Source organism: Clavibacter davisi, assembly GCF_052751415.1.
Genome location: NZ_CP199882.1, coordinates 2,913,575 through 2,936,778 on the forward strand (window position 1 = coordinate 2,913,575; position 23,204 = coordinate 2,936,778).

Annotated in this window: 34 protein-coding genes; all 34 read right to left on the reverse strand. The window is 69.0% G+C overall.

Annotated features, from left to right (window positions below):
* Positions 1-16: 16 nt before the first annotated feature.
* Complete coding sequence (gene map, locus ACU4ZT_RS13760; RefSeq protein ID WP_063070803.1) at positions 17-853, reverse strand: type I methionyl aminopeptidase; 837 nt, start codon at positions 851-853, stop codon at positions 17-19.
* Between the two features lie 3 nt (positions 854-856).
* The gene (locus ACU4ZT_RS13765; protein WP_414748694.1) at positions 857-1,459 is read right to left on the reverse strand and encodes an adenylate kinase; all 603 of its coding nucleotides are present in this window, start codon (positions 1,457-1,459) and stop codon (positions 857-859) included.
* Positions 1,456-2,778 carry a preprotein translocase subunit SecY gene (gene secY, locus ACU4ZT_RS13770; protein WP_063070801.1) on the reverse strand — a complete coding sequence of 441 codons (1,323 nt, stop codon included), beginning with the start codon at positions 2,776-2,778 and terminating at the stop codon, positions 1,456-1,458. The genes ACU4ZT_RS13765 and secY overlap by 4 nt, the downstream gene beginning before the upstream one ends.
* A 124-nt stretch (positions 2,779-2,902) precedes the next feature.
* Positions 2,903-3,475 carry a 50S ribosomal protein L15 gene (gene rplO, locus ACU4ZT_RS13775; RefSeq protein WP_063070800.1) on the reverse strand — a complete coding sequence of 191 codons (573 nt, stop codon included), beginning with the start codon at positions 3,473-3,475 and terminating at the stop codon, positions 2,903-2,905.
* Positions 3,475-3,657 carry a 50S ribosomal protein L30 gene (gene rpmD / locus ACU4ZT_RS13780; protein WP_012039289.1) on the reverse strand — a complete coding sequence of 61 codons (183 nt, stop codon included), beginning with the start codon at positions 3,655-3,657 and terminating at the stop codon, positions 3,475-3,477. The genes rplO and rpmD overlap by 1 nt, the downstream gene beginning before the upstream one ends.
* Positions 3,657-4,322 carry a 30S ribosomal protein S5 gene (gene rpsE / locus ACU4ZT_RS13785; protein ID WP_063070807.1) on the reverse strand — a complete coding sequence of 222 codons (666 nt, stop codon included), beginning with the start codon at positions 4,320-4,322 and terminating at the stop codon, positions 3,657-3,659. Before rpsE ends, rpmD begins: the two co-directional genes overlap by 1 nt.
* Positions 4,323-4,357: 35 nt before the next feature.
* Complete coding sequence (rplR, locus tag ACU4ZT_RS13790; RefSeq protein ID WP_012039291.1) at positions 4,358-4,729, reverse strand: 50S ribosomal protein L18; 372 nt, start codon at positions 4,727-4,729, stop codon at positions 4,358-4,360.
* 2 nt (positions 4,730-4,731) lie between these two features.
* The gene (gene rplF / locus ACU4ZT_RS13795) at positions 4,732-5,268 is read right to left on the reverse strand and encodes a 50S ribosomal protein L6 (RefSeq protein WP_445337374.1); all 537 of its coding nucleotides are present in this window, start codon (positions 5,266-5,268) and stop codon (positions 4,732-4,734) included.
* A gap of 4 nt (positions 5,269-5,272) precedes the next feature.
* The gene (gene rpsH / locus ACU4ZT_RS13800) at positions 5,273-5,671 is read right to left on the reverse strand and encodes a 30S ribosomal protein S8 (RefSeq protein WP_063070798.1); all 399 of its coding nucleotides are present in this window, start codon (positions 5,669-5,671) and stop codon (positions 5,273-5,275) included.
* A 148-nt stretch (positions 5,672-5,819) separates the two neighbouring features.
* Entirely contained in the window at positions 5,820-6,416 is a 597-nt protein-coding gene (gene rplE, locus ACU4ZT_RS13805) for a 50S ribosomal protein L5 (protein WP_063070797.1), read from the reverse strand.
* A gap of 2 nt (positions 6,417-6,418) precedes the next feature.
* Complete coding sequence (gene rplX, locus ACU4ZT_RS13810; RefSeq protein ID WP_063070796.1) at positions 6,419-6,778, reverse strand: 50S ribosomal protein L24; 360 nt, start codon at positions 6,776-6,778, stop codon at positions 6,419-6,421.
* Between the two features lie 2 nt (positions 6,779-6,780).
* Positions 6,781-7,149, reverse strand: a complete 369-nt coding sequence (gene rplN / locus ACU4ZT_RS13815) for a 50S ribosomal protein L14 (protein WP_012039296.1) — start codon at positions 7,147-7,149, stop codon at positions 6,781-6,783.
* Between the two features lie 28 nt (positions 7,150-7,177).
* Positions 7,178-7,474: a 30S ribosomal protein S17 gene (gene rpsQ, locus ACU4ZT_RS13820; protein WP_063070795.1), complete on the reverse strand. Its 297-nt coding sequence runs from the start codon at positions 7,472-7,474 to the stop codon at positions 7,178-7,180.
* Between the two features lie 2 nt (positions 7,475-7,476).
* Entirely contained in the window at positions 7,477-7,803 is a 327-nt protein-coding gene (rpmC, locus tag ACU4ZT_RS13825; protein WP_063070794.1) for a 50S ribosomal protein L29, read from the reverse strand.
* On the reverse strand, positions 7,803-8,222 hold the full coding sequence (gene rplP / locus ACU4ZT_RS13830) for a 50S ribosomal protein L16 (protein WP_063070793.1): 420 nt from the start codon (positions 8,220-8,222) through the stop codon (positions 7,803-7,805). Before rplP ends, rpmC begins: the two co-directional genes overlap by 1 nt.
* Positions 8,223-8,224: 2 nt before the next feature.
* Entirely contained in the window at positions 8,225-9,022 is a 798-nt protein-coding gene (rpsC, locus tag ACU4ZT_RS13835; RefSeq protein ID WP_012039300.1) for a 30S ribosomal protein S3, read from the reverse strand.
* Positions 9,022-9,414, reverse strand: coding sequence for a 50S ribosomal protein L22 (gene rplV, locus ACU4ZT_RS13840; RefSeq protein WP_063070792.1), 393 nt, complete (start codon positions 9,412-9,414; stop codon positions 9,022-9,024). Before rplV ends, rpsC begins: the two co-directional genes overlap by 1 nt.
* Before the next feature lie 25 nt (positions 9,415-9,439).
* Positions 9,440-9,721 carry a 30S ribosomal protein S19 gene (gene rpsS, locus ACU4ZT_RS13845; protein ID WP_063070791.1) on the reverse strand — a complete coding sequence of 94 codons (282 nt, stop codon included), beginning with the start codon at positions 9,719-9,721 and terminating at the stop codon, positions 9,440-9,442.
* Positions 9,722-9,733: 12 nt separating this feature from the next.
* Positions 9,734-10,573, reverse strand: coding sequence for a 50S ribosomal protein L2 (gene rplB / locus ACU4ZT_RS13850; protein WP_063070790.1), 840 nt, complete (start codon positions 10,571-10,573; stop codon positions 9,734-9,736).
* 22 nt (positions 10,574-10,595) lie between these two features.
* Entirely contained in the window at positions 10,596-10,895 is a 300-nt protein-coding gene (gene rplW / locus ACU4ZT_RS13855; protein ID WP_012039304.1) for a 50S ribosomal protein L23, read from the reverse strand.
* A complete protein-coding gene (gene rplD, locus ACU4ZT_RS13860; RefSeq protein ID WP_063070789.1) occupies positions 10,892-11,548 on the reverse strand; it encodes a 50S ribosomal protein L4 in 657 nt (218 codons plus the stop codon). Before rplD ends, rplW begins: the two co-directional genes overlap by 4 nt.
* Positions 11,549-11,550: 2 nt before the next feature.
* Positions 11,551-12,204 (reverse strand): 50S ribosomal protein L3, encoded by a 654-nt coding sequence (gene rplC, locus ACU4ZT_RS13865; RefSeq protein WP_063070788.1) that lies wholly within the window; start codon positions 12,202-12,204, stop codon positions 11,551-11,553.
* An 8-nt stretch (positions 12,205-12,212) separates the two neighbouring features.
* A complete protein-coding gene (gene rpsJ, locus ACU4ZT_RS13870) occupies positions 12,213-12,521 on the reverse strand; it encodes a 30S ribosomal protein S10 (RefSeq protein ID WP_012039307.1) in 309 nt (102 codons plus the stop codon).
* Between the two features lie 439 nt (positions 12,522-12,960).
* Entirely contained in the window at positions 12,961-13,929 is a 969-nt protein-coding gene (locus ACU4ZT_RS13875; protein WP_063070787.1) for a DNA topoisomerase IB, read from the reverse strand.
* A 157-nt stretch (positions 13,930-14,086) separates the two neighbouring features.
* Positions 14,087-15,280 (reverse strand): elongation factor Tu, encoded by a 1,194-nt coding sequence (gene tuf / locus ACU4ZT_RS13880; protein WP_063070786.1) that lies wholly within the window; start codon positions 15,278-15,280, stop codon positions 14,087-14,089.
* Between the two features lie 112 nt (positions 15,281-15,392).
* Positions 15,393-17,507, reverse strand: coding sequence for an elongation factor G (fusA, locus tag ACU4ZT_RS13885; RefSeq protein WP_063070785.1), 2,115 nt, complete (start codon positions 17,505-17,507; stop codon positions 15,393-15,395).
* Positions 17,508-17,554: 47 nt separating this feature from the next.
* On the reverse strand, positions 17,555-18,025 hold the full coding sequence (gene rpsG, locus ACU4ZT_RS13890; RefSeq protein ID WP_012039311.1) for a 30S ribosomal protein S7: 471 nt from the start codon (positions 18,023-18,025) through the stop codon (positions 17,555-17,557).
* Positions 18,025-18,399 (reverse strand): 30S ribosomal protein S12, encoded by a 375-nt coding sequence (gene rpsL, locus ACU4ZT_RS13895; RefSeq protein ID WP_012039312.1) that lies wholly within the window; start codon positions 18,397-18,399, stop codon positions 18,025-18,027. The genes rpsG and rpsL overlap by 1 nt, the downstream gene beginning before the upstream one ends.
* 264 nt (positions 18,400-18,663) lie before the next feature.
* A complete protein-coding gene (locus ACU4ZT_RS13900) occupies positions 18,664-19,089 on the reverse strand; it encodes a DUF6121 family protein (protein ID WP_270981773.1) in 426 nt (141 codons plus the stop codon).
* Between the two features lie 19 nt (positions 19,090-19,108).
* Positions 19,109-20,092, reverse strand: coding sequence for a hypothetical protein (locus tag ACU4ZT_RS13905; protein ID WP_063070784.1), 984 nt, complete (start codon positions 20,090-20,092; stop codon positions 19,109-19,111).
* Between the two features lie 73 nt (positions 20,093-20,165).
* Entirely contained in the window at positions 20,166-20,996 is an 831-nt protein-coding gene (locus tag ACU4ZT_RS13910; RefSeq protein ID WP_063070783.1) for an amino acid ABC transporter ATP-binding protein, read from the reverse strand.
* Positions 20,983-21,648 (reverse strand): amino acid ABC transporter permease, encoded by a 666-nt coding sequence (locus ACU4ZT_RS13915; RefSeq protein ID WP_414763991.1) that lies wholly within the window; start codon positions 21,646-21,648, stop codon positions 20,983-20,985. The genes ACU4ZT_RS13910 and ACU4ZT_RS13915 overlap by 14 nt, the downstream gene beginning before the upstream one ends.
* Positions 21,649-21,692: 44 nt before the next feature.
* The gene (locus ACU4ZT_RS13920) at positions 21,693-22,541 is read right to left on the reverse strand and encodes an amino acid ABC transporter substrate-binding protein (RefSeq protein ID WP_063070781.1); all 849 of its coding nucleotides are present in this window, start codon (positions 22,539-22,541) and stop codon (positions 21,693-21,695) included.
* A 179-nt stretch (positions 22,542-22,720) separates the two neighbouring features.
* Positions 22,721-23,197 (reverse strand): hypothetical protein, encoded by a 477-nt coding sequence (locus ACU4ZT_RS13925; RefSeq protein ID WP_254654464.1) that lies wholly within the window; start codon positions 23,195-23,197, stop codon positions 22,721-22,723.
* Positions 23,198-23,204 lie beyond the last annotated feature (7 nt).

The window sequence follows — 23,204 nt, forward strand, 5'->3', positions numbered from 1 at the left end:
TCAGCGGATCAGCGTGTCAGGGGGCGACGGGCGTGACGCCGAGCGGCACGAGGCGCGAGGCGCCGCCGTCCGCGAGCGTGAGCACCCAGATGCCGCGCGCGTGCACCGCGACCGAGTGCTCCCAGTGCGACGCCATGCTGCCGTCGACGGTCGCGACGGTCCAGTCGTCGTCGAGCACGCGCGTCTCCGCCTCGCCGTCGGTGATCATGGGCTCGATCGCGACGACGAGCCCCGGCTTCACCGCGGGGCCCTTGCCCCGCACGCGGTAGTTGAACACCGGCGGATCCTCGTGCATGCTGCGGCCGATGCCGTGCCCCGTGTAGTCCATGACGATGCCGAAGGAGCCGGCCGCCTCCACGCTCTCCTCGACGGCCTCGCCCACCTCGTTGAGGTGCGACGCGGTCGCGAGCCGGGCGATGCCGGCCCACAGGGAGTCCTCGGTGACGCGGGACAGGCGCTCGCGCGCCTCCACGACATCCGGGTTCGCGGGGTCCGGCACGACCACGGTCATCGCCGAGTCGCCGTTCCAGCCGTCGATCTCCGCGCCGCTGTCCACCGAGACGATGTCGCCGGGCTGCAGCACGCGGTCGCCCGGGATGCCGTGCACGACCTCGTCGTTCACGGAGACGCACACCGTGTGGCGGTACCCGGGCACGAGCTGGAAGTTCGAGTGCCCGCCGAGCGCGCGGATGGCGGCGTCGGCGGCCGCGTCGAGCTCGCCCGTGGTGACGCCCGGCGCGATGAGCCCGCGCACGGCGTCGAGCGACGCGGCGGTCGCGAGGCCCGGAGCGACCATGCGGCGGATCTCGTCCGGCGTCTTGTAGATGCCGGGCGTGCGGCGGAGCGCTCCCACGGGCTAGGCGCGGCCCGCGTCGGAGACGGGGCGGACGCCGCGCTCGGCGAGGGCCGTGCGGATGCGCGCCGCCACCTCGTCGACGTCGCCGAGGCCGTCGATCTCGATCAGCAGACCGCGGTCGCGGTACACGGCGATGAGGGGGCTCGTCTCGCGGACGTACACCTCCTGGCGGTGCCGGATCTCGTCCTCGCCGTCGTCGGCGCGCCCCTGCTCGGCCGCGCGCCGGGTGAGCCGGGCCACGACCTCCTCCTCGTCGGCGACGAGCTGGATCACGGCGTCGAGCTGGTGGCCCCAGCCCTGGAGCAGGTCCTCGAGGTACGCGACCTGGGCGAGCGTGCGCGGGTAGCCGTCCAGCAGGAAGCCCTCGCGCGCGTCGTCCTCCTGGAGGCGTGCCGTGACGAGGCTGTTGGTCAGCTCGTCCGGCACGTAGTTGCCCGCGTCGACGAGCGCCTGGACCTGCTGCCCGAGCTCGGTGCCGTCCTTGATGTTCTGGCGGAAGATGTCGCCGGTCGAGACGTCCGGGATGCCGTACTCGGCGGCGATGCGCGTGGCCTGCGTTCCCTTGCCGGCCCCGGGAGGGCCGACGATGAGGAGCCGGGTCACTTGAGCAGCCCCTCGTAGTGCCGCTGCTGCAGCTGCGAGTCGATCTGCTTCACCGTCTCGAGGCCGACGCCCACGACGATGAGGATGCTCGCGCCGCCGAACGGGAAGTTCTGGTTGGCGCCGACGAGCGACAGGGCGATGAGCGGCAGGAGCGCGATGAGGCCGAGGTACAGCGAGCCCGGCAGCGTGATGCGCGTGAGCACGTAGTCGAGGTACTCGGCCGTCGGACGCCCGGCGCGGATCCCGGGGATGAAGCCGCCGTACTTCTTCATGTTGTCGGCGACCTCCTCCGGGTTGAAGGTGATGGCGACGTAGAAGTACGTGAACCCGACGATGAGCAGGAAGTACATCGCCATGTAGAGCGGGTGGTCGCCCGTGGTGAGGTTGTCGGTGATCCACTGCACCCACGGTGCCGGCGGCTGGCCGACGGGCGGCTGGTTGAACTGCGCGACGAGCGCGGGCAGGTACAGCAGCGACGACGCGAAGATGACGGGCACGACGCCGGCCATGTTCACCTTGATGGGGATGTACGTGTTGTTGCCGCCGTAGGTGCGGCGCCCGACCATGCGCTTGGCGTACTGGACGGGGATGCGGCGCTGCGACTGCTCGACGTAGACGACGGCGGCGACGACCAGCAGGCCGACCAGGATGACGAGGGCGAAGACCTCCCAGCCGCGGCTCTGCTGGATCGCGATGAGCGAGGTCGGGAACGCCGCGGCGACCGACGTGAAGATGAGGAGCGACATGCCGTTGCCGATGCCGCGCTCCGTGATGAGCTCGCCCATCCACATGATGAGGCCGGTGCCGGCGGTCATGGTGATGACCATGAGCATGATCGCGTACCAGGCGTCGTTCGTGACGAGCTGCGTGCAGGCGCTGACGTTGGTCTGGCCGAACAGCGCGCCGCTGCGCGCGACGGTGATGAGCGTCGTGGACTGGAGCACCGCGAGCGCGATCGTGAGGTAGCGCGTGTACTGCGTGAGCTTGGCCTGGCCGGACTGGCCCTCCTTGTAGAGGGTGTCGAAGTGCGGGATGACCACGCGGAGCAGCTGGACGATGATCGACGCCGTGATGTACGGCATGATCCCCAGCGCGAAGATGGAGAGCTTCAGCAGCGCGCCGCCGCTGAAGAGGTTGACGAGCTCGTAGAGGCCCGACGTGCCCTGGTTGGCGGCGAGGCACGACTGCACGTTGGCGAAGTCGACGAACGGCGCGGGGATGAAGGAGCCCAGGCGGAAGAGGGCGATGATGCCCAGCGTGAACCCGATCTTGCGACGCAGGTCGGGGGTGCGGAAGATCCTGACGACGGCGCTCAACACGGAGGGTGTCCTGCTTTCTGTGGAGGGTCCGCCGGGAGGCGGGGGTCGGGCCGACCCGATGCGGCCCCAGGTGCCAGTAGGGGCGGTCGGTTCCCCGACCGCCCCTCCTGAGCGTCCTGCAGTGCTACTTGACGGAGCCGCCTGCTGCGACGATCTTCTCCGCAGCGGAACCGGAGACCTTGTCGACGGCAACGGTCAGCTTAACCGAGATGTCGCCGTCCCCGAGGACCTTGACCTTCTCGTTCTTGCGGACCGCACCCTTGGCGACCAGGTCGCTCGTGGTGACGTCGCCGCCGTCGGGGTAGAGCGCGGCGAGCTTCTCCAGGTTCACGACCTGGTACTCGACGCGGAACGGGTTCTTGAACCCGCGGAGCTTCGGGGTGCGCATGTGCAGCGGCATCTGCCCACCCTCGAAGCCGACGCGCACCGTGTAGCGGGCCTTCGTGCCCTTGGTGCCGCGACCCGCGGTCTTGCCCTTCGAGCCCTCACCGCGGCCGACACGCTGGCGTGCCTTCTTGGCCCCGGCAGCGGGACGGAGGTGGTGGACCTTGAGGACCTGGTCGCGCTTGACCGTCTCCGTCGAGCCGACCGTGGTCGTCTCGGCGGAAGCGGCGGCGGCCGGGGCCTTCGCGGTCTTCTTGGGTGCGGCCTTGGACGCCTTCACGGGCGTCTCGGCCGACTCGTTCTTCTCAGCCATCAGTCGATCTCCTCCACCTTCACCAGGTGCGCGACGGTGTTGACGTAGCCGCGGTTCTGGGCGTTGTCCTCTCGGACCACCACGGCACCGATGCGACGGAGCCCGAGGCTCCGCAGGGTGTCGCGCTGGTTCTGCTTCTCGCTGATCTTGGACTTGATCTGCGTCACTCGGAGCTGAGCCATCAGACACCTGCCTTCGCGTCGGCCTCGGCACGCTGGGCGCGCAGGATGCGGGCCGGGACGACCTGCTCCAGCTCGAGCCCACGACGGGCGGCGACCGCGCGCGGCTCCTCGAGCTGCTGCAGCGCCTCCACCGTGGCGTGCACGATGTTGATCGTGTTGGACGAGCCGAGCGACTTGCTCAGCACGTCGTGGATGCCGGCGCACTCGAGCACCGCACGGACGGGGCCACCGGCGATGACGCCGGTACCCGCGGACGCGGGACGCAGGAGGACGACTCCGGCGGAGGCCTCACCCTGCACGGCGTGCGGGATGGTCAGGCCGATGCGGGGGACGCGGAAGAAGTTCTTCTTCGCCTCCTCGACGCCCTTGGAGATGGCGGTCGGGACCTCGCGGGCCTTGCCGTAGCCGACGCCCACCAGTCCGTTGCCGTCTCCGACGATCACGAGCGCGGTGAAGCTGAAGCGACGACCGCCCTTGACGACCTTGGACACGCGGTTGATGGTGACGACGCGCTCCAGGAACTGGCTCTTGTCGGCATCACGGCCACCGCGGCTGTCGCGGCCGCCCTGGTTCCGGTCGCGTCCGCCACGACGGCCCTCGCGGCCCTCGTTCTGCGCGGGTGCGGTGGACGCCGCGGTCTCGACGGGCGTCTCCGCCACTGCCACGACCTCGGGCTCCTTGTTGTTGTTCTCGGCTGCGCTCACAGGCTCAGACCACCCTCTCGAGCTCCTTCGGCGATGGCCGCGACGCGTCCTGCGTAGCGGTTGCCACCACGATCGAATACGACGCTCTCCACGCCGGCCGCCTTGGCGCGCTCGGCGACGAGCTCGCCGACCTTGCGCGACTTGGCGGTCTTGTCGCCGTCGAACGTGCGCATGTCGGCCTCGAGGGTCGATGCGGACGCGACGGTGTGACCACGGCTGTCATCGACGACCTGCACGAAGACGTGGCGGGCCGAACGGGTGACGACCAGGCGCGGACGCAGCTCGGTGCCCTCGACCTTCTTGCGCAGGCGTGCGTGCCTGCGGCCGCGGGCGGCGGACTTGCTTTTTCCTCTAACTCCGAGAGCCATGATCACTTACCACTCTTTCCGGCCTTGCGGCGAACGTTCTCGCCGGCGTAGCGGACGCCCTTGCCCTTGTAGGGCTCGGGCTTGCGAATCTTGCGGATGTTGGCGGCCGTCTCGCCGACGAGCTGCTTGTCGATGCCGATGACGGTCATCTTGTTGACGCCCTCGACGGTGAAGCTGATGCCCTCGGGCGCCTCGACGTACACGGGGTGGGAGAAGCCGAGCGCGAACTCGACGCCCTTGTCCTTGACCGCGACGCGGTAACCCGTGCCGACGATCTCGAGGCCCTTGGTGTAGCCGGTGGTGACGCCGATGATGTTGTTCGCGATGAGGCTGCGCGTGAGGCCGTGGAGCGAACGCGACTCGCGCTCGTCGTCCGGACGGGAGACGAGCACCTGCCCGTCCTGGACCTCGGCGCGGATGGGCTGCGCGATGGTGAGGCTGAGCTCGCCCTTCGGGCCCTTCACCGTGACGAGCTGGCCGTCCACGGCGACGTCGACCCCTGCGGGGACGTCGATGGGGAGTCTTCCGATACGTGACATGGCGTTACCACACGTAGGCGAGGACTTCCCCACCCACGCCCTTCTTCGCAGCCTGGCGGTCCGTGAGGAGCCCCGAGGAGGTGGACAGGATGGCGACCCCGAGGCCACCGAGGACCTGGGGGATCTCCGCGGACTTCGCGTACACGCGCAGTCCGGGCTTCGACACGCGCTTGATGCCCCGGATGGAGCGCTGGCGGTCGGGGCCGAACTTGAGGCTGAGCGTCAGCGTCTGGCCGACGCGGGCGTCCGCGACGTCCCAGCCGGCGATGAAGCCCTCGGACTTGAGGATGTCGGCGATGTGCGACTTGAGCTTGGAGTGCGGCATGGAGACCGTGTCGTGGTGCGCGGAGTTCGCGTTCCGGAGTCGGGTCAGCATGTCAGCGACCGGGTCGGTCATTGTCATATCTGGTGGTGCCTCTCTCGCCTGGTTTCGTTCATCCGGACACGGATGACGACCTGTGGTGGTGGCGGCGCCGGGCGGAGGTGCCCGGCGCCGATCGTGCGGTGGTGCTGGTCGTGCGGGTGGAGCTGGTGCTGCGTCTCCGAAGAGGCTACGGCGTGTTCTCGGGCGTCTGGAACGGGAAGCCGAGCGCCTTGAGCAGCGCGCGTCCCTCGTCGTCCGTCCGAGCGGTCGTGACGACCGTGATGTCCATGCCGCGGACCCGGTCGATGCGGTCCTGGTCGATCTCGTGGAACATGCTCTGCTCGTTGAGGCCGAACGTGTAGTTGCCGTTGCCGTCGAACTGCTTCGGGCTGAGCCCGCGGAAGTCGCGGATGCGCGGCAGGGCGAGGGACAGCAGGCGGTCGAGGAACTCCCACATGCGGTCGCCGCGCAGCGTCACGTGGGTGCCGATGGCCTGGCCCTCACGCAGCTTGAACTGGGCGATCGACTTGCGGGCCTTCGTGACCTGCGGCTTCTGGCCGGTGATCTTGGTGAGGTCGGCGACCGCGCCGTCGATGATCTTGCCGTCACGGGCCGCGTCGCCGACGCCCATGTTCACGACGATCTTCGTGAGCCCGGGCACCTGGTGCACGTTCGTGAAGCCGAGATCAGCGGTCAGCTGGCTGACGATCTCGGAGCGGTACTTCTGCTTGAGGCGCGGGAGCGGCGTGCTCTCGGCCGTGCCAGCGGTGGCGGTGTCGGTCATTGCTAGAGGTCCTTACCTGACTTCTTGGCGTAGCGCACGCGGACGGTCTTGGAGACCCCGTCCTTCTCGACCGTCTCGGTCCGGAAGCCGACTCGCGTGGGCTTCTTGGACTCGGGGTCGACGAGCGCGACGTTGGAGATGTGGATGGGCGCCTCGACGGTCTCGATGCCGCCCGTCTTGGAGCCGCGCTGCGTCTGGCCGACGCGGACGTGCTTCGTGACGAAGTTCACGCCCTCGACGACGACGCGGTTGCGCTCGACCAGGACGGACAGGACCTTGCCCTGCTTGCCCCGGTCGCCGCCCTTGGCCTGCGTGCGACCCGTGATGACCTGCACGAGGTCACCCTTCTTGATGTTCGCCATGACTAAATGACCTCCGGTGCCAGCGAGATGATCTTCATGAACTTCTTGTCCCGGAGCTCGCGGCCCACCGGTCCGAAGATGCGGGTGCCGCGGGGCTCCCCGTTGCTGTTCAGGATGACGGCCGCGTTCTCGTCGAACTTGATGTACGAGCCGTCGGGACGGCGCGTCTCCTTCTTGGTGCGGACGATGACCGCCTTGACGACCTCGCCCTTCTTGACGTTGCCGCCGGGGATCGCGTCCTTGACGGTCGCGACGATGACGTCCCCGAGTCCGGCGTAGCGACGACCCGAGCCACCGAGCACGCGGATGGTCAAGATCTCCTTGGCACCGGTGTTGTCGGCGATCTTCAGGCGGGATTCCTGCTGAATCACTGTTGCTCCTTCATCCAAGCAGCCGGGGCTACTTGGCCTTCTCGAGGATCTCGACCAGGCGCCAGCGCTTGGAGGCGCTGAGGGGACGGGTCTCGTTGATCAGGACCAGGTCGCCGATGCCGGCGGTGTTCGCCTCGTCGTGCGCCTTGACCTTGGAGGTGCGGCGGATGACCTTGCCGTACAGCGGGTGCTTCACGCGGTCCTCGACCTCGACGACGATGGTCTTGTCCATCTTGTCGCTGGTGACGTAGCCACGACGCGACTTGCGGTAGCCGCGGTCGACCGTCGCGGTGTCAGCCGTGTTCTTCTCTTCGGCGTTCGCCATGATCAAGCCTCCTCAGCCTTCTCGGTGACGGCGGCGTCGTCGGCCTTCGCGGCCTTCTTCGTCGCCTTCTTCTTCTCGGGCTTCTCGGGGACCTCGACGGGGGCGGGCGTGGGACGGATGCCCAGCTCGCGCTCGCGGATGACCGTGTAGATCCGAGCGATGTCGCGCTTGACGGCGCGCAGGCGGCCGTGGCTGTCGAGCTGACCGGTGGCCGACTGGAAGCGCAGGTTGAACAGCTCCTCCTTGGCCTTCTTCAGCTCTTCGACGAGTCGCTCGTCCTCGAAAGTGTCCAGCTCGACGGGGGCGAGCTCCTTGGAACCGATCGCCATTATGCGTCGCCTTCCTCGCGCTTGATGATGCGTGCCTTGAGGGGCAGCTTGTGGATGGCCCGGGTGAGCGCCTCGCGCGCCGTGACCTCGTCGACTCCGGAGAGCTCGAAGAGCACGCGGCCCGGCTTGACGTTCGCGACCCACCATTCGACCGAGCCCTTGCCGGAACCCATGCGGGTCTCGGCGGGCTTCTTGGTGATCGGGCGGTCGGGGAAGATGTTGATGTACACCTTGCCGCCGCGCTTGACGTGACGCGTCATGGCGATTCGAGCGGACTCGATCTGCCGGTTCGTGACGTAGGCGGGCGTGAGGGCCTGGATGCCGTACTCGCCGAACGACACCACGGTGCCGCCCGTCGCGTGACCGGTTCGACCCGGGTGGTGCTGCTTGCGGTGCTTGAGCTTGCGGGGGATCAACATGGTTACGCCTCAACTCCTGCTGCGGCGACCGGCGCTGCCTCGGCGGCCGGCGCGGTGCGCGGCGCGTTGGTGCGGCGGTCCCCGGTCCGACCGTCGGAACGGTCGTTACGGCGCTCGGGGCGGGACGACTTCTGGTTCGCCTGCTCGCGAGCGAGATCCTTGTTCGTGATGTCGCCCTTGTAGACCCAGACCTTCACGCCGATGCGGCCGAAGGAGGTGCGGGCCTCGTAGAAGCCGTAGTCGATGTTCGCGCGGAGGGTGTGCAGCGGCACGCGGCCCTCGCGGTAGAACTCCGACCGGCTCATCTCGGCGCCGCCGAGACGGCCGGACACCTGGATGCGGACGCCCTTGGCGCCGGCGCGCTGCGCGCCCTGCAGGCCCTTGCGCATCGCGCGGCGGAAGGCCACGCGACCCGCCAGCTGCTCGGCGATGCCCTGGGCGACCAGCTGAGCCTCGGCCTCGGGGTTCTTCACCTCGAGGATGTTGAGCTGGATCTGCTTGCCCGTGAGCTTCTCGAGGTCGGCGCGGATGCGCTCGGCCTCGACGCCGCGGCGTCCGATGACGATGCCCGGGCGCGCCGTGTAGATGTCCACGCGGACGCGGTCACGGGTGCGCTCGATCTCGATGCGCGCCACACCGGCGCGGTCGAGGCTCGTCTTGAGCATGGTGCGGATGCGCACGTCCTCGGCGACGTAGTCGCTGTAACGCTGCCCCTTCTTCGTGCTGTCCGAGAACCAGCGCGACACGTGGTCGGTGGTGATCCCGAGACGGAACCCGTACGGGTTGACCTTCTGTCCCATTACTTGCTCGCCTTCTTCGTGGTCGTCGCCACGTCCGCCTCATCCGGCGTCGCGAGGACGACCGTGATGTGGCTGGTGCGCTTGTTGATACGGAATGCGCGACCCTGTGCGCGCGGCTGGAACCGCTTGAGGGTGGTGCCCTCGTCCACGAACGCCTTGGCGATGTAGAGGTCCTGCTCGGCCAGGAAGCTGTTGGACGCGTCGGCCTTGACCCGCGCGTTCGCCATGGCCGAGGCCACCAGCTTGTACACCGGCTCGCTCGCGCCCTGGGGCGCGAACTTCAGGATGGCCAGGGCCTCCTCGGCCTGCTTCCCGCGGATCATGTCCACGACACGACGGGCCTTCTGGGGGGTGACGCGGATGTGACGCACGCGTGCGATCGACTCCACCATTTCTCTCCTCCTTCTCGTCGCCGCGTTAGCGACGACGACCCTTCTTGTCGTCCTTCACGTGGCCGCGGAAGGTGCGCGTGAGAGCGAACTCGCCGAGCTTGTGGCCCACCATCGACTCGGTGATGAACACCGGGGTGTGCTTGCGACCGTCGTGCACCGCGATGGTGTGACCCAGCATCGCCGGGATGATCATCGATCGGCGCGACCAGGTCTTGATCACGTTCTTGCTGCTGGCCTCGTTCGCCGAGATCACCTTGCGGAGCAGGTGGTCGTCGACGAAGGGGCCCTTCTTCAGACTGCGTGGCATCTTCTACAACTCCTACTTGCGCTTCTTGCCGGCGTTGCGGCGGCGAACGATGAGCTTGTCGCTGGGCTTGTTGATGTGGCGCGTGCGGCCTTCCTTCTGGCCCCACGGGCTGACCGGGTGGCGTCCACCGGAGGTCTTGCCCTCACCACCACCGTGCGGGTGGTCGACCGGGTTCATGGCGACACCGCGGACTGTCGGGCGGACGCCCTTCCAGCGCATGCGGCCGGCCTTGCCCCAGTTGATGTTCGACTGCTCGGCGTTGCCGACCTCGCCGATGGTCGCGCGGCAGCGCGCATCGACGTTCCGGATCTCGCCGGAGGGCAGGCGCAGCTGGGCGTAGGGGCCGTCCTTCGCCACCAGGCGCACGGAGGCGCCGGCGGAGCGGGCCATCTTCGCGCCGCCACCGGGGCGGAGCTCGATGGCGTGGATGACGGTACCCGTCGGGATGTTGCGCAGCGGCAGGTTGTTGCCCGGCTTGATGTCGGCCAGGGCGCCGGACTCGATCTTGTCGCCCTGCTGCAGCTTGTTCGGCGCGAGGATGTAGCGCTTCGTGCCGTCGATGAAGTGCAGGAGCGCGATGCGCGCCGTGCGGTTGGGGTCGTACTCGATGTGCGCGACGGTGGCGAGGACGCCGTCCTTGTCGTTGCGCTTGAAGTCGATGACCCGGTACTGGCGCTTGTGGCCGCCACCGATGTGACGCGTGGTGATGCGGCCCTGGTTGTTGCGTCCACCGGTCTTGGAGAGGGGGCGCAGCAGCGACTTCTCGGGCGTCGAGCGCGTGATCTCCACGAAGTCGGCGACGGACGAACCGCGACGACCCGGGGTCGTGGGCTTGTACTTGCGAATGGCCATTGGTGTTTTCCTAGTCCCGGTCTCAGCCGACGGTCGTGAAGATGTCGATGGAGCCCGACTTGAGGGAGACGATGGCGCGCTTGGTGTCCTTGCGCTTGCCCATCCCGAACTTGGTCCGGCGGGTCTTGCCCTGCTTGTTGAGCGTGTTGACCGACGCCACCTGCACGCCGAAGATCTTCTCGATCGCGAGCTTGATCTCCGTCTTGTTCGAGCGGGGGTCCACGATGAACGTGTACTTGCCCTGGTCGATCAGGCCGTAGCTCTTCTCGGAGACGACCGGCGCGATGATGATGTCGCGGGGGTCCTTCTGGGTGGCGCTCATGCGGCAACCTCTTCCTTGGCCGTCTTCGACTCGACGAACGCGTCGAACGCGCCCTTCGTGAAGACGATGTCGTCGCTCACGAGCACGTCGTACGCGTTGAGCTGGTCGTAGGACAGCACGTGGACCGTCGGGATGTTGCGCACGCTGCGGAGGCTGACCTCGTCGGTGCGCTCCAGGACGATGAGCACGTGCTTGCTCGTGGCGATGCCCTCGAGCAGCGCGACCACGGTCTTCGTCGAGGGGACGTCTCCGGCGGAGAGGCTCTCGATGACGTGGAGGCGGGCGCCGCGCGCGCGGTCGGAGAGGGCGCCGAGGAGAGCCGCGGCGATCATCTTCTTGGGGGTGCGCTGCGCGTAGCTGCGGGGCGTCGGGCCGTGGACGATGCCACCGCCGGTCATCTGGGGCGCGCGGATGGAGCCCTGACGAGCGCGGCCGGTGCCCTTCTGCTTGAACGGCTTGCGGCCGGCGCCGGAGACCTCGCCGCGGCCCTTGGTCTTGTGCGTTCCCTGGCGCGCCGCGGCGAGCTGGGCGACGACGACCTGGTGGATGAGCGGGACGTTGGTCTGCACGTCGAAGATCGACGCGGGCAGGTCGACGGAGCCGGTGACTGCACCGGTCGCGTCGAGGACGTCGAGCTGGGTGTCGGTAGCCATGACTACTTCCCCTTCACTGCGTTGCGGACGAAGACGATGCGGCCACGCGCGCCGGGCACTGCGCCCTTGACGAGCAGGAGGCCCTTCTCGGCGTCCACGCTGTGGACGACGAGGTTCAGCACGGTGACGCGCTCGCCGCCCATGCGACCGGCCATGCGCATGCCCTTGAAGACACGGCTGGGGGTCGAGGAGGCGCCGATGGAGCCGGCCTTGCGGTGGTTGCGGTGCGCACCGTGCGAGGCGTTGTCGCCCCGGAAGTTGTGGCGCTTCATGACGCCGGCGAAGCCCTTGCCCTTGCTGGTGCCGACGACGTCGACCTTGGCGCCGACCTCGAAGGCGCCGACCGTGATCTCCTGGCCGAGCGTGTACTCGGCGAAGTCGGCGGTGCGGACCTCGGTGAGGTGGCGGCGCGGCGTGACGCCGGCCTTGTCGAAGTGGCCGGTGCTCGGCTTGTCGGCCTTGCGCGGGTCGATCTGGCCGTAGGCGATCTGGATCGCGCCGTAGCCGTCGACCTCGGGCGTGCGCACCTGGGTGACGACGTTCGGGGTGATCTGGACGACGGTCACGGGGATGAGCTTGTTGTTCTCGTCCCACACCTGCGTCATGCCCAGCTTCGTGCCGAGCAGACCGGTGAAAGTCCTGTTAGCGGTAGACATGGGTTCCCTTAGAGCTTGATCTCGATGTTGACGTCGGCCGGGAGGTCGAGTCGCATGAGCGAGTCGACCGCCTTCGGCGTCGGGTCGACGATGTCGATCAGACGCTTGTGCGTGCGCATCTCGAAGTGCTCGCGGCTGTCCTTGTACTTGTGGGGGGAACGGATCACGCAGATCACGTTCTTCTCCGTGGGCAGCGGCACCGGGCCGACGACCGTGGCGCCCGCGCGGGTCACCGTGTCGACGATCTTCCGGGCCGAGGAGTCGATGACCGAGTGGTCGTACGACTTAAGTCGGATGCGGATCTTCTGTCCCGCCATGCGTGACTCTCTCTCTTTCGTGCGTCATGCGGCCTCGGACCGTATTGGACGCGTGTGTCCCTCGCTCGGAGCGGTGCGCCTCGTGGCGCGCCGATCCGTGGTGCACCCGGGCGCGCATCGTGGGACGCGGCCTCGGGCAGCTCGTGCACCCGCCCGCATGCGGGCGCGGACGAGCGGTGCTCATCCGGTGGGTGTCGTGTGCCTCTGCTCTGCTGCCCGCGGCCTAACCTGCCCAGGGAGCGACGTGCGCTCCGGGCGGCTATGCACTGCCTGGCAGTGATCCGGTGTCTCGCGCGCAGGGCGGCGTGCACCGGAATGTTGAACTAGACGAGTTTGTCACAGTCCGGCCATGCGTGCAACCCGGGCGTGTCGCGCCCGCTCCCCCGTGATTCCGGGCCTCACGCCGCCTCCGCCCAGCCGGCTCCCGACCGCCGTCGGGTCACCGGAACAGCAGCACCCGGAGCTCCGTCTCGCCCGACGCGGTGCGCTGCGGATCGATGGTCCGGCCGTGCACGTACTCGTCGACGAGACGCGGGTCCACGTAGCTGTTCTTCGCGATGGTCGGGGTGTTGCTCAGCACCTCCGCCGCGTCGCGGTAGGCCTGCGCGAGCGCCCGCTGCCGCTTGCCCTTGGTCGGCTCCGGCCCGTGCTTCGCGAGGCTGATCGCCGCGGCGACCGTGCCGTGCAGGGTGCGGAAGTCCTTCGCGGTGAACTCGCCGCCCGTCCGCTCGCGCACGTAGTCGTTGATGTCCGCGGCCCCCAGCGGGTGCCACGTGCGGCCGTCCTCGTAGGCCAGCAGCCGCGCGTTCGGGCCGCGGCGCTTGAGGCCCCGGATGGCCTTCACGAGGTCGGCGTCCCGGATGTCGCTCGACCACTCCTGCCCGCTCTTCGCGGGGAACTCGAGGTGGACGGTGTCACCGTGGATCGTCACGTGCGAGCAGAGGAGCGTGGACAGCCCGTGGCTGCCGTTCGACTCCGTGTAGCGCTCGCTGCCCACCCGGAGGCTGCCCGTGTCGAGCATCCGGAAGCCGGCGGCCAGCGCGCGCTCGCGCGTGAAGCCGTCCTGACGGAGGTGCATCGTGACCTGGCGGCGCGCGGCCGGGAGCGACTCGGCGAGCTGCAGGGCGCGGTCGAACTTGATCCGGTCCTTCTGCTCGCGCCAGGTCGGGTGGTAGATGTACTGCCGTCGGCCCGCGCTGTCCATTCCCGTGGCCTGCACGTGCCCGTTCTCGTACGGCGCGATCCACACGTCGGTCCACGCGGGCGGGATGCCGAGGTGCTCCATGCGCGCCCGCAGCGCCCGGTCGGTGACGCGGTTCCCGTCGGAGTCGAGGTAGGTCCAGCCCGTGCCGGAGCGCTTGCGCGTGTAGCCCTTGCCGGTGGCGTCGCTGCGCCGGAGTCTGACCATCCCTCGAACCTACGCGCCGGGACACCGTTCGTTAGCCCACGATCGATCAGGCGCCCCCATCCGCAGGAGCCCGTGATCTCCGTCGCCGGTTAACGGCCGACAGGGCCGGGCCATGACGGCCCGACCCTGTCGGAGGTGGTGCTGGTGGTGCGGGGTGCTACTTGATGATCTTCGTGACCGTGCCGGCGCCGACGGTGCGGCCACCCTCGCGGATGGCGAAGCCGAGGCCCTCCTCCATGGCGATCGGCTGGATCAGCGCGACGTTCATGTCGGTGGTGTCGCCGGGCATGACCATCTCGGTGCCCTCGGGCAGCGTGATGACGCCGGTGACGTCGGTGGTGCGGAAGTAGAACTGCGGGCGGTAGTTCGCGTAGAACGGGTTGTGACGCCCGCCCTCCTCCTTGGAGAGGATGTACGCGGTGCCCTCGAAGTCGGTGTGCGGCGTGACCGAACCCGGCTTGACGATGACCTGGCCGCGCTCGACGTCCTCGCGCTTGGTGCCGCGGAGCAGGAGACCGCAGTTCTCGCCGGCCCAGGCCTCGTCGAGCTGCTTGTGGAACATCTCGATGCCCGTGACGGTGGTCTTGACGGTGGGACGGATGCCCACGATCTCGACGTCCGAGTTGATGGCCAGCGTGCCGCGCTCGGCGCGACCCGTGACGACGGTTCCACGACCGGTGATCGTGAAGACGTCCTCGACGGGCATGAGGAACGGCTTGTCCTTGTCGCGGACGGGCTCCGGGATGGACTCGTCGACCGCGTCCATGAGCTTGACGATCTGCTCGACCCACTTCTCGTCGCCCTCGAGCGCCTTGAGGCCGGAGACCTGGACGACGGGGGCGTTGTCGCCGTCGAAGTCCTGGCTGGAGAGCAGCTCGCGGACCTCGAGCTCGACGAGCTCGAGGATCTCCTCGTCGTCGACCATGTCGGACTTGTTGAGCGCGACGAGCAGGTACGGCACGCCGACCTGCTTCGCGAGCAGCACGTGCTCGCGCGTCTGGGCCATGGGGCCGTCGGTGGCGGCGACCACGAGGATCGCGCCGTCCATCTGCGCCGCGCCCGTGATCATGTTCTTGATGTAGTCAGCGTGACCCGGGGCGTCGACGTGAGCGTAGTGACGCTTGGGCGTCTCGTACTCGACGTGCGAGATGTTGATCGTGATGCCACGCTGGCGCTCCTCGGGAGCGGAGTCGATGGACGCGAAGTCGCGCTGCACGTTGGTCGCCGACGGGTACTTGTCCGCCAGGACCTTGGAGATCGCTGCCGTCAGCGTCGTCTTGCCGTGGTCGACGTGACCGATCGTTCCGATGTTGACGTGCGGCTTGGTCCGCTCGAACTTGGCCTTACCCACTGTGGGTCCTCCTCAGGACTCGGTTGCGGGGCGTCCGGTGTTCCCGGACGCCCTGCGTGTTGGAGATCTTGCTTATGGTACTGAAACGGCGGATGCCGCTCGAACTGGAGGGCTACTCGCCCTTGTTCTTCTGGACGATCTCGTCGGCGACAGCCTTCGGGACCTCGGCGTAGCTGCCGAAGCTCATCGAGTACACCGCGCGGCCCGAGGTCTTGCTCCTCAGGTCGCCGACGTAGCCGAACATCTCCGACAGGGGGACGTTCGCGGTGATGACCTTCACACCGCTGGCGTCCTCCATCGCCTGGATCTGCCCGCGCCGCGAGTTCAGGTCGCCGATGACGTCGCCCATGTACTCCTCGGGCGTGCGGACCTCGACGGCCATGAGCGGCTCGAGCAGCACGGGCTTCGCCTTGCGCGCGGCCTCCTTGAAGGCCATCGAGCCGGCGATCTTGAACGCCATCTCCGAGGAGTCGACGTCGTGCGCGGCGCCGTCGAGCAGCGTCGCCTTCACGCCGACCATCGGGTAGCCGGCGAGGACGCCGACCTGGAGCGCGTCCTGGATGCCCGCGTCGACCGAGGGGATGTACTCCCGCGGGACGCGACCGCCGGTGACCTTGTTGTCGAACTCGTAGGTCTTCTCCGCGGTCACCTCCATGGGCTCGATCTTGATCTGGATCTTGGCGAACTGGCCCGATCCACCCGTCTGCTTCTTGTGGGTGAAGTCGTGCTTGTCGACCGTGCCGCGGATGGTCTCGCGGTACGCGACCTGCGGCTTGCCCACGTTCGCCTCGACGTTGAACTCGCGCTTCATGCGGTCGACCAGGATGTCGAGGTGGAGCTCGCCCATGCCCTTGATGACCGTCTGACCGGTCTCCTGGTTCTGCTCGGTGCGGAAGGTCGGGTCCTCCTCGGCGAGCTTCTGGATGGCGACACCCAGCTTCTCCTGGTCGGCCTTCGTCTTCGGCTCGATCGCGACCTCGATGACGGGCTCGGGGAACGTCATGGACTCGAGCACGATCTGCTCGCTCGGGTCGCAGAGCGTGTCGCCCGTGGTCGTGTCCTTGAGGCCGATGACCGCGTAGATGTGACCGGCGGTGACCGAGTCGACCGGGTTCTCCTTGTTGGAGTGCATCTGGAAGATCTTGCCGATGCGCTCCTTCTTGCCCTTGGTCGAGTTGATGACCTGCGAGCCGCCCGCGATGGTGCCCGAGTAGACCCGGACGTACGTGAGGCGGCCGAAGAACGGGTGCACCGCGACCTTGAACGCGAGAGCCGAGAACGGCTCGGTCGCGTCGGGCTTGCGGATGATGATCTTCTCCTCGTCGCGCACGTCGTGGCCCTCCATGGGGGGCACGTCGAGCGGGCTGGGGAGGTAGTCGATCACCGCGTCGAGCATCGGCTGGACGCCGCGGTTCTTGAACGCGGAGCCGCACAGCACGGGGTAGATCTCGCTGTTGACGGTGAGCTTGCGGATGGCGGCCTTGATCTCCGCCACCGTCAGCTCCTCGCCGCCGAAGTACTTCTCGAGCAGCGCGTCGTCGGTCTCGGCGACGGTCTCGAGCAGCTTGGCCCGGTACTCGTCCGCCTTGTCCTTCAGGTCCGCGGGGATCTCCTCGATCTCGTACTTCGCACCGAGCTCGACGTCTCCCTTGGAGTCGCCGCGCCACGTGAGCGCGCGCATCTCGACCAGGTCGATGACGCCCTCGAAGCCGCTCTCGGCGCCGATGGGCAGCTGGATGACCAGCGGCTTGGCGCCGAGGCGGTTCACGATGGTGTCGACCGTGAAGTAGAAGTCCGCACCGAGCTTGTCCATCTTGTTGACGAAGCAGATGCGCGGCACGTCGTACTTGTCGGCCTGGCGCCACACCGTCTCGGACTGGGGCTCGACGCCCTCCTTGCCGTCGAACACGGCGACCGCGCCGTCGAGGACGCGGAGCGAACGCTCCACCTCGACGGTGAAGTCGACGTGCCCGGGGGTGTCGATGATGTTGATCTGGTTCTTGTTCCAGAAGCACGTCGTCGCGGCGGACGTGATCGTGATGCCGCGCTCCTGCTCCTGGGCCATCCAGTCCATCGTGGCGGCGCCGTCGTGGACCTCGCCGATCTTGTGAGTGATGCCCGTGTAGAACAGGATGCGCTCGGTGGTGGTGGTCTTGCCGGCATCGATGTGAGCCATGATGCCGATGTTGCGGACCTTGTTCAGGTCGGTGAGCACGTCCTGTGCCACAGGTTCCTCCGAAAGGGGTTGGTGGTGCTGTCGAACGAGGTGAACGACTACCAGCGGTAGTGCGCGAAGGCCTTGTTCGACTCGGCCATCTTGTGGGTGTCCTCGCGGCGCTTGACCGCGGCACCGAGGCCGTTGGATGCGTCGAGGATCTCGTTGGTGAGACGCTCGGTCATGGTCTTCTCGCGACGCGACTTGGCGTACGTCGTGAGCCAGCGGAGCGCGAGGGTGTTCGCGCGGTGCGGCTTGACCTCGATCGGCACCTGGTAGGTGGAGCCACCCACGCGGCGCGAACGCACCTCGAGGGCCGGACGGACGTTGTCGAGCGCCTTCTTCAGCGTGACGACGGCGTCCTGGCCGTTCTTGGCGGCGACGCCGGCGAGGGCGTCGTACACGATCTTCTCGGCGAGGCCCTTCTTGCCGTCGAGCAGGATCTTGTTGACGAGCTGGCTGACGATCGGCGCACCGTAGACGGGATCTGCGACGACAGGGCGCTTGGGGGCGGGACCCTTGCGAGGCATTACTTCTTCTCCATCTTCGCGCCGTACCGGCTGCGAGCCTGCTTGCGGTTCTTCACGGCCTGGGTGTCGAGCGCGCCGCGGACGATCTTGTAGCGCACGCCGGGGAGGTCCTTCACGCGACCGCCGCGGACGAGCACCATGGAGTGCTCCTGCAGGTTGTGGCCCTCACCGGGGATGTAGGCCGTCACCTCCTGGCCGTTGCTGAGCTTGACGCGGGCGACCTTGCGGAGAGCCGAGTTCGGCTTCTTCGGCGTGGTCGTGTACACGCGGGTGCAGACGCCGCGCTGCTGCGGGTTGGCCTTCAGGGCGGGCGCCTTGGTCTTGACGACCTTGGGCGTGCGGCCCTTGCGGACCAGCTGCTGGATGGTTGGCACTACGGGACTCCTCGATGCTGCACGGTGACAGCGGGTTGATGGTCAGCATTCGACGCCCGCGGACGGGATCGAGTTCAACTGGACCCGCGCGTCCGCCGACCACGGGAGTGGGAGGCGCCGGCGGGTATGCCGTGGGGGCCGGCCGAATGACCGAACCCTGGACGGTGCGCGTATGGCCGGCTCGGGCGCCCCGACTTCACGGCACGACACGAGCGCACGCCTGAGCGCACACCCCCGCAACGATACAGTTCCGCGACTCGCCGGTCAAACGGTGGACGAGGGGCCCCGAGCGGCCAAGGCCACGGCCCCGAGGCCGAGGAGCGCGGATACCCCGAGCACGGCGATCCCGAACGGATCCACCAGATGCCGCCCGGCGAACGCGAGGCTCGCGAACGCGTCGGCCCCGCCGAGGAGGTAGAGCGCGCCGCCGAGGATCCCGTAGGCCAGCCACGACGCCGCAGCCCAGCCGAGCACCCCGGCCGCCGGGATCCGGCGCTCGCGGTCGGCCTCCCGCGTCGTGCGGATCAGCCCGCCGGCGAAGACGAGGGTGGCCGAGACCACCATGACCGGGCCGAGCAGCACGCCGGCATCCCGCTCGGGGATCACGTCGTCGCCTCCGAACAGGGCGACGAAGCCGAAGAGGCAGACGACGAGCGCGACGTGCATCACGGCGGCCAGGAGGGGGATCACTCCCCCAGCCTGTCACGCGTCAGCGGTGGTCCGGCTGCTCCTGCAGCTTGCGGTCGTACTCGGCGCGCGCCTCGGTGTTCTTGGCCTTCACGCGGCGACCGCGGGCGCTGATGCCGAGGCCGAACCAGGTGATGAGCTCGCGCGCGAGCAGGCCCGCGAGGATCCCGTCGGGGAAGGTCACGATGCGCTGCAGCACGAGCGCCTGCTCGGACGGCGCCAGGGCGAGCACGTCGTTCTGCAGGAGGCGCGTCGCGACGTAGGCGACGTAGACGAGGATCGCCATCGGCAGGCCGCCGAGGACGAACGCCCACCAGCCGCCGCGGTTCACGAGGAGCGTCAACAGGACGAACAGGACGAGGAACGCGATCGCCGGGACGTAGAAGACGGGCGACGAGATGTAGCGCGTGAAGGAGTCGCCGAACGCGTTCGGGTCGCGGACCGAGCCGAGGAGCGCTGCGCCGAGCGAGAAGAGCAGGGCGAAGAGGATGCCGGCGACGACGGCGATGAGCACGCCGAAGCCGCGGTTGCCGCGCTTCTCCGGCGGGGTCGGCGCCTGGACGTAGATGGGCTGCGACTGGCGCGCCGTCTCCTCGTCGCGGGCCCGGCGGTCGCGCTCGTCGCGCTCGCGGGCGTCGGCCTCGCGGGCCTCGCGCTCGCGGCGCTCCCGCTCCTCGACGTCGCGCTGGCGCGCCTCCGCCTCGCGCGCCTCGACCTCGCGGGACTCGCGCTCCCGGGCATCGCGCTCGCGGGCCTCGGCGATGCGGGCCTCCGCCTCGCGGGACTCGCGCTCGCGTGCCTCGCGGGACTCGTGGTCCTCGTCGACCGGGGCGGCGAAGGCCGTCTCGTCGAAGGTCGAGGTGTTGTCGGCGCGGGCGTCGTCGACCGTGCGGTCGGCGGGGCCGTCGTCGAAGGCGGCGGCCGTCGACTCGTCGGCGGGGCGGGCGTCCCGCGGCTGGTCGGCCTCGTCGGGCTGTCGGTGCGGGGCGGGCCTGTCGTCGGTCATGGCACGAACCTACCTCGGCGCGGGCCGCGCACCCGGGCGGCGTGCCGGGGATCGGCCAGAACGGACAGGGGGCCTAGAACGGCTCGAGGAGGCGCTGGAGGAAGCGCCGCGTGCGCTCCTCGGCCGGGTGCTGGAGCAGCTGCGACGGATGCCCGCGCTCGACCACGACCCCGCCGTCCATGAAGACGACCTCGTCCGCGACCTGCCGGGCGAACGCGAGCTCGTGCGTCACGATCACCATCGTCCAGGACTCGTCGGCGAGCTCCTTGATCACGCTCAGCACCTCGCCCACGAGCTCCGGGTCGAGCGCGGACGTCGGCTCGTCGAAGAGCAGGATCTGCGGCCGCAGCGCGAGCGCGCGCACGATGCCCACGCGCTGCTGCTGGCCGCCGGAGAGCTGGAACGGGTGCTGGTCGCGTTTGTCGGCGAGGCCGACGCGCGCGAGCAGCTCCTCCGCCTCGCGCGTCGCCTCGGCCACGGGCCGGCGCTGCACGTGGACAGGACCCTCGATGACGTTCTCCAGCACCGTCCGGTGCGGGAACAGGTTGTACTGCTGGAAGACCATCGCGGAGCGGTCGCGGAGGGCGAGGAGCTCGCGGTTCCGCGGCTTCGCGCCGAAGTCCACGCGGAGCGGGCCCGTGGTGCCGGCGCGCGAGTCGGCGTCGGCGGCCGCCACCTCGACGACGCCGGCCTCGGGCACCTCGAGGCCGTTGAGCGAGCGGAGGACGGTGGTCTTGCCGGATCCGCTCGGGCCGATGAGCGCGGTCACGCCGCCGCGGCGCACCTCGAGGTCGATGGAGCGGAGGACCTCGTTGTCGCCGAACGACTTGCGGAGCCCCCGGACGGTGAGGACGGGCTCTCCGGGCGCACGGGGCGCCACGGGCGCGGGATCAGTGGGCGACATACCGGTCGAGCCTCCTCTCGAGGCGGGTCTGCGCGAACGACAGCACGAGGCAGACGAGCCAGTAGATCAGCGCGGCCTCGAGGTAGAGGATCATGAACTCGCCCGTGACGGCCGCGATCTGCTGCGACTGCCGGAAGAGCTCGGTCACGAGGATGGTCGAGGTGAGGGACGTGTCCTTCACGAGGCTGATGAAGGTGTTCGACAGCGGCGGCACGGACACACGCGCGGCCTGCGGCACGATGACGCGCCGCAGCGTCATGGCCCGGGACATGCCGATGGTGTGGCCCGCCTCCCACTGCCCGCGGGGCACGGAGAGGATCGACGCCCGGATGATCTCGGCGGCGTACCCGCCGACGTTCACCGACAGGGCGATGACCGCGCTCGGCCACGGCGGCAGCACGACGCCGATGGCCGGGAGGCCGTAGAAGATGACGAAGAGCTGCACCAGCAGCGGCGTGCCCCGCACGACGGAGATGTAGAACCGGGCGATCGCGGAGACCACGCGGTTGCCGTAGAGGCGCATCAGCGCGATGCCCAGCGCGATCACGAGCCCGAGGACGAACGTGACGAGCGCGAGCGGGATGGTGCCGCGGATCGTCTCGAGCGTGAGCGGCCCGAAGGACGACAGGATCAGCTCCCACTCCCTCGACATGCGTCCCCCTCGTCCCGTCCTCGACCGTCAGCGTACGCGGGCGGCTACTGGGAGACGTCCGCGCCGAAGTACTTCTCGGAGATCTGCGCGAGCGTGCCGTCGGCGCGCAGGTCGGCGAGGGCCTGGTCGACCGCGGTGACGAGGTCGTCGCTGCCCTTGCGGAAGACGAGCGCGCTGAGCGACGGGTCGTCGGTCTCGGCGGCGACCTGCAGGTCGGAGGCGCCCTGCTGCTTCTGGTAGTCGAGGAGCGTGAGGCGGTCGTTGATCGTCGCGTCGACCCGGCCCTGCTGGAGGAGCGCGACGGCCTGCGCGAAGCCCTCGACGGCCTCCACCTTGGCGCCGCTCTTCGTGGCGAGCTCGTTCCAGTTGCTGGTGAGCGACTGCGCGGTGGTCTTGCCGGCGAGGTCGGTGAACGAGGAGATGCCGGAGTCCGAGCCCTTCACGATGATCACGCCCGGCGACACCGTGTACGGCTCGGAGAAGTCGTAGGCCTTCTTCCGGTCGTCGGTGATGGAGATCTGGTTCGCGATGACGTCCCAGCGGCCGGACTCGAGGCCGGCGAAGATCCCGTCGAACTGGGTCTCCTCGAAGACCGGCTTCACGCCGAGCTTCCCCGCGACCGCCGTGGCGACCTCGACGTCGTAGCCGGAGAGCGCGCCGGAGCCGGATCCCTCGTGGAAGGAGAACGGCGAGTAGGTGCCCTCGGTGCCGATGACCAGCTCGCCCGCGGCCTTCACGTCGGAGAGGCTCGAGGCGGCTGCCGGCGTGCCGGAGGTGCCCGTGCCGCCGCCCGTGCCCGCGTCGCCCGAGGCGCAGCCGGCGAGGCCGAGGGCGGCGACGGCGACGAGGCCCGTGAGGGCGAGTGCGGGACGGAGGCGGGAGCGGAGGGTCATGGGGGTCCTTGCGTTCTCGGCGGATCCGCGGGGGATCGGCGCGTGCGGGATGCGGAAGCGGCGGCGGGATGCCCGGGTCTGCCGGGGAGCGCCGTCCGCCATGGTCTCAACGCCGACGCCACGTCGGTATTCCCATGTCGGCGGATGACGCCCGGCCGGCGCGGCGACTCACCCGCCCGTCAGAAGAGCGGCTCGGGATCCGTGCCGTCGCCTTCCCCCACAGGGCCGATCTCGCCCTCGAGCTCCTCGAGCCGCAGGTTCACGATGCGGTCGAGGGCCTGGCGGATGACGGGCGCGAGAGGCGCCAGCTCGCGTGCGAGGGCGGCGTCGACCGCCTGCTGGATCTCCGCGTGGTGCTCGCCGTAGTCGACGAACGCGGGCATGCCGAAGGGATGGTCGCGGTACACGGGGCCGCGGGAGTCGAGGTAGAGGCGCTCGCGTGCGTCCTGGGCGGCCTCGGCGCGGGCCGTCTCGAGGGCGGCCAGCAGCGGGTGCATGGCGGAGTGCGGGGCGTCGCGGGGGATCGCCTCGTGCTGGGCGAACGCGGACGCGTCGCACGCGGCGCAGGATCCGCACGGCCCGGTCGCCGACGAGGCCGCCTCGGTCGCGTGGCGGAGGGCGTGCGCGCGCCAGGCCAGGACCACGTCCTCGAGCATCCGCACG

Coding starts and splice junctions, on each gene's coding strand:
- rplO (WP_063070800.1), bottom strand. CDS start 3,475: ATGGCTGAGAAGAACGAGTCGGCCGAGACGCCCGTGAAGGCGTCCAAG.
- rpmD (WP_012039289.1), bottom strand. CDS start 3,657: ATGGCTCAGCTCCGAGTGACGCAGATCAAGTCCAAGATCAGCGAGAAG.
- rplR (WP_012039291.1), bottom strand. CDS start 4,729: ATGGCTCTCGGAGTTAGAGGAAAAAGCAAGTCCGCCGCCCGCGGCCGC.
- rplF (WP_445337374.1), bottom strand. CDS start 5,268: ATGTCACGTATCGGAAGACTCCCCATCGACGTCCCCGCAGGGGTCGAC.
- rpsH (WP_063070798.1), bottom strand. CDS start 5,671: ATGACAATGACCGACCCGGTCGCTGACATGCTGACCCGACTCCGGAAC.
- rplE (WP_063070797.1), bottom strand. CDS start 6,416: ATGACCGACACCGCCACCGCTGGCACGGCCGAGAGCACGCCGCTCCCG.
- rplX (WP_063070796.1), bottom strand. CDS start 6,778: ATGGCGAACATCAAGAAGGGTGACCTCGTGCAGGTCATCACGGGTCGC.
- rpsQ (WP_063070795.1), bottom strand. CDS start 7,474: ATGGCGAACGCCGAAGAGAAGAACACGGCTGACACCGCGACGGTCGAC.
- rpmC (WP_063070794.1), bottom strand. CDS start 7,803: ATGGCGATCGGTTCCAAGGAGCTCGCCCCCGTCGAGCTGGACACTTTC.
- rplP (WP_063070793.1), bottom strand. CDS start 8,222: ATGTTGATCCCCCGCAAGCTCAAGCACCGCAAGCAGCACCACCCGGGT.
- rpsC (WP_012039300.1), bottom strand. CDS start 9,022: ATGGGACAGAAGGTCAACCCGTACGGGTTCCGTCTCGGGATCACCACC.
- rplV (WP_063070792.1), bottom strand. CDS start 9,414: ATGGTGGAGTCGATCGCACGCGTGCGTCACATCCGCGTCACCCCCCAG.
- rpsS (WP_063070791.1), bottom strand. CDS start 9,721: ATGCCACGCAGTCTGAAGAAGGGCCCCTTCGTCGACGACCACCTGCTC.
- rplB (WP_063070790.1), bottom strand. CDS start 10,573: ATGGCCATTCGCAAGTACAAGCCCACGACCCCGGGTCGTCGCGGTTCG.
- rplW (WP_012039304.1), bottom strand. CDS start 10,895: ATGAGCGCCACCCAGAAGGACCCCCGCGACATCATCATCGCGCCGGTC.
- rplD (WP_063070789.1), bottom strand. CDS start 11,548: ATGGCTACCGACACCCAGCTCGACGTCCTCGACGCGACCGGTGCAGTC.
- rplC (WP_063070788.1), bottom strand. CDS start 12,204: ATGTCTACCGCTAACAGGACTTTCACCGGTCTGCTCGGCACGAAGCTG.
- rpsJ (WP_012039307.1), bottom strand. CDS start 12,521: ATGGCGGGACAGAAGATCCGCATCCGACTTAAGTCGTACGACCACTCG.
- ACU4ZT_RS13875 (WP_063070787.1), bottom strand. CDS start 13,929: ATGGTCAGACTCCGGCGCAGCGACGCCACCGGCAAGGGCTACACGCGC.
- rpsG (WP_012039311.1), bottom strand. CDS start 18,025: ATGCCTCGCAAGGGTCCCGCCCCCAAGCGCCCTGTCGTCGCAGATCCC.
- ACU4ZT_RS13905 (WP_063070784.1), bottom strand. CDS start 20,092: ATGACCGACGACAGGCCCGCCCCGCACCGACAGCCCGACGAGGCCGAC.
- ACU4ZT_RS13910 (WP_063070783.1), bottom strand. CDS start 20,996: ATGTCGCCCACTGATCCCGCGCCCGTGGCGCCCCGTGCGCCCGGAGAG.
- ACU4ZT_RS13915 (WP_414763991.1), bottom strand. CDS start 21,648: ATGTCGAGGGAGTGGGAGCTGATCCTGTCGTCCTTCGGGCCGCTCACG.
- ACU4ZT_RS13920 (WP_063070781.1), bottom strand. CDS start 22,541: ATGACCCTCCGCTCCCGCCTCCGTCCCGCACTCGCCCTCACGGGCCTC.
- ACU4ZT_RS13925 (WP_254654464.1), bottom strand. CDS start 23,197: ATGCTCGAGGACGTGGTCCTGGCCTGGCGCGCGCACGCCCTCCGCCAC.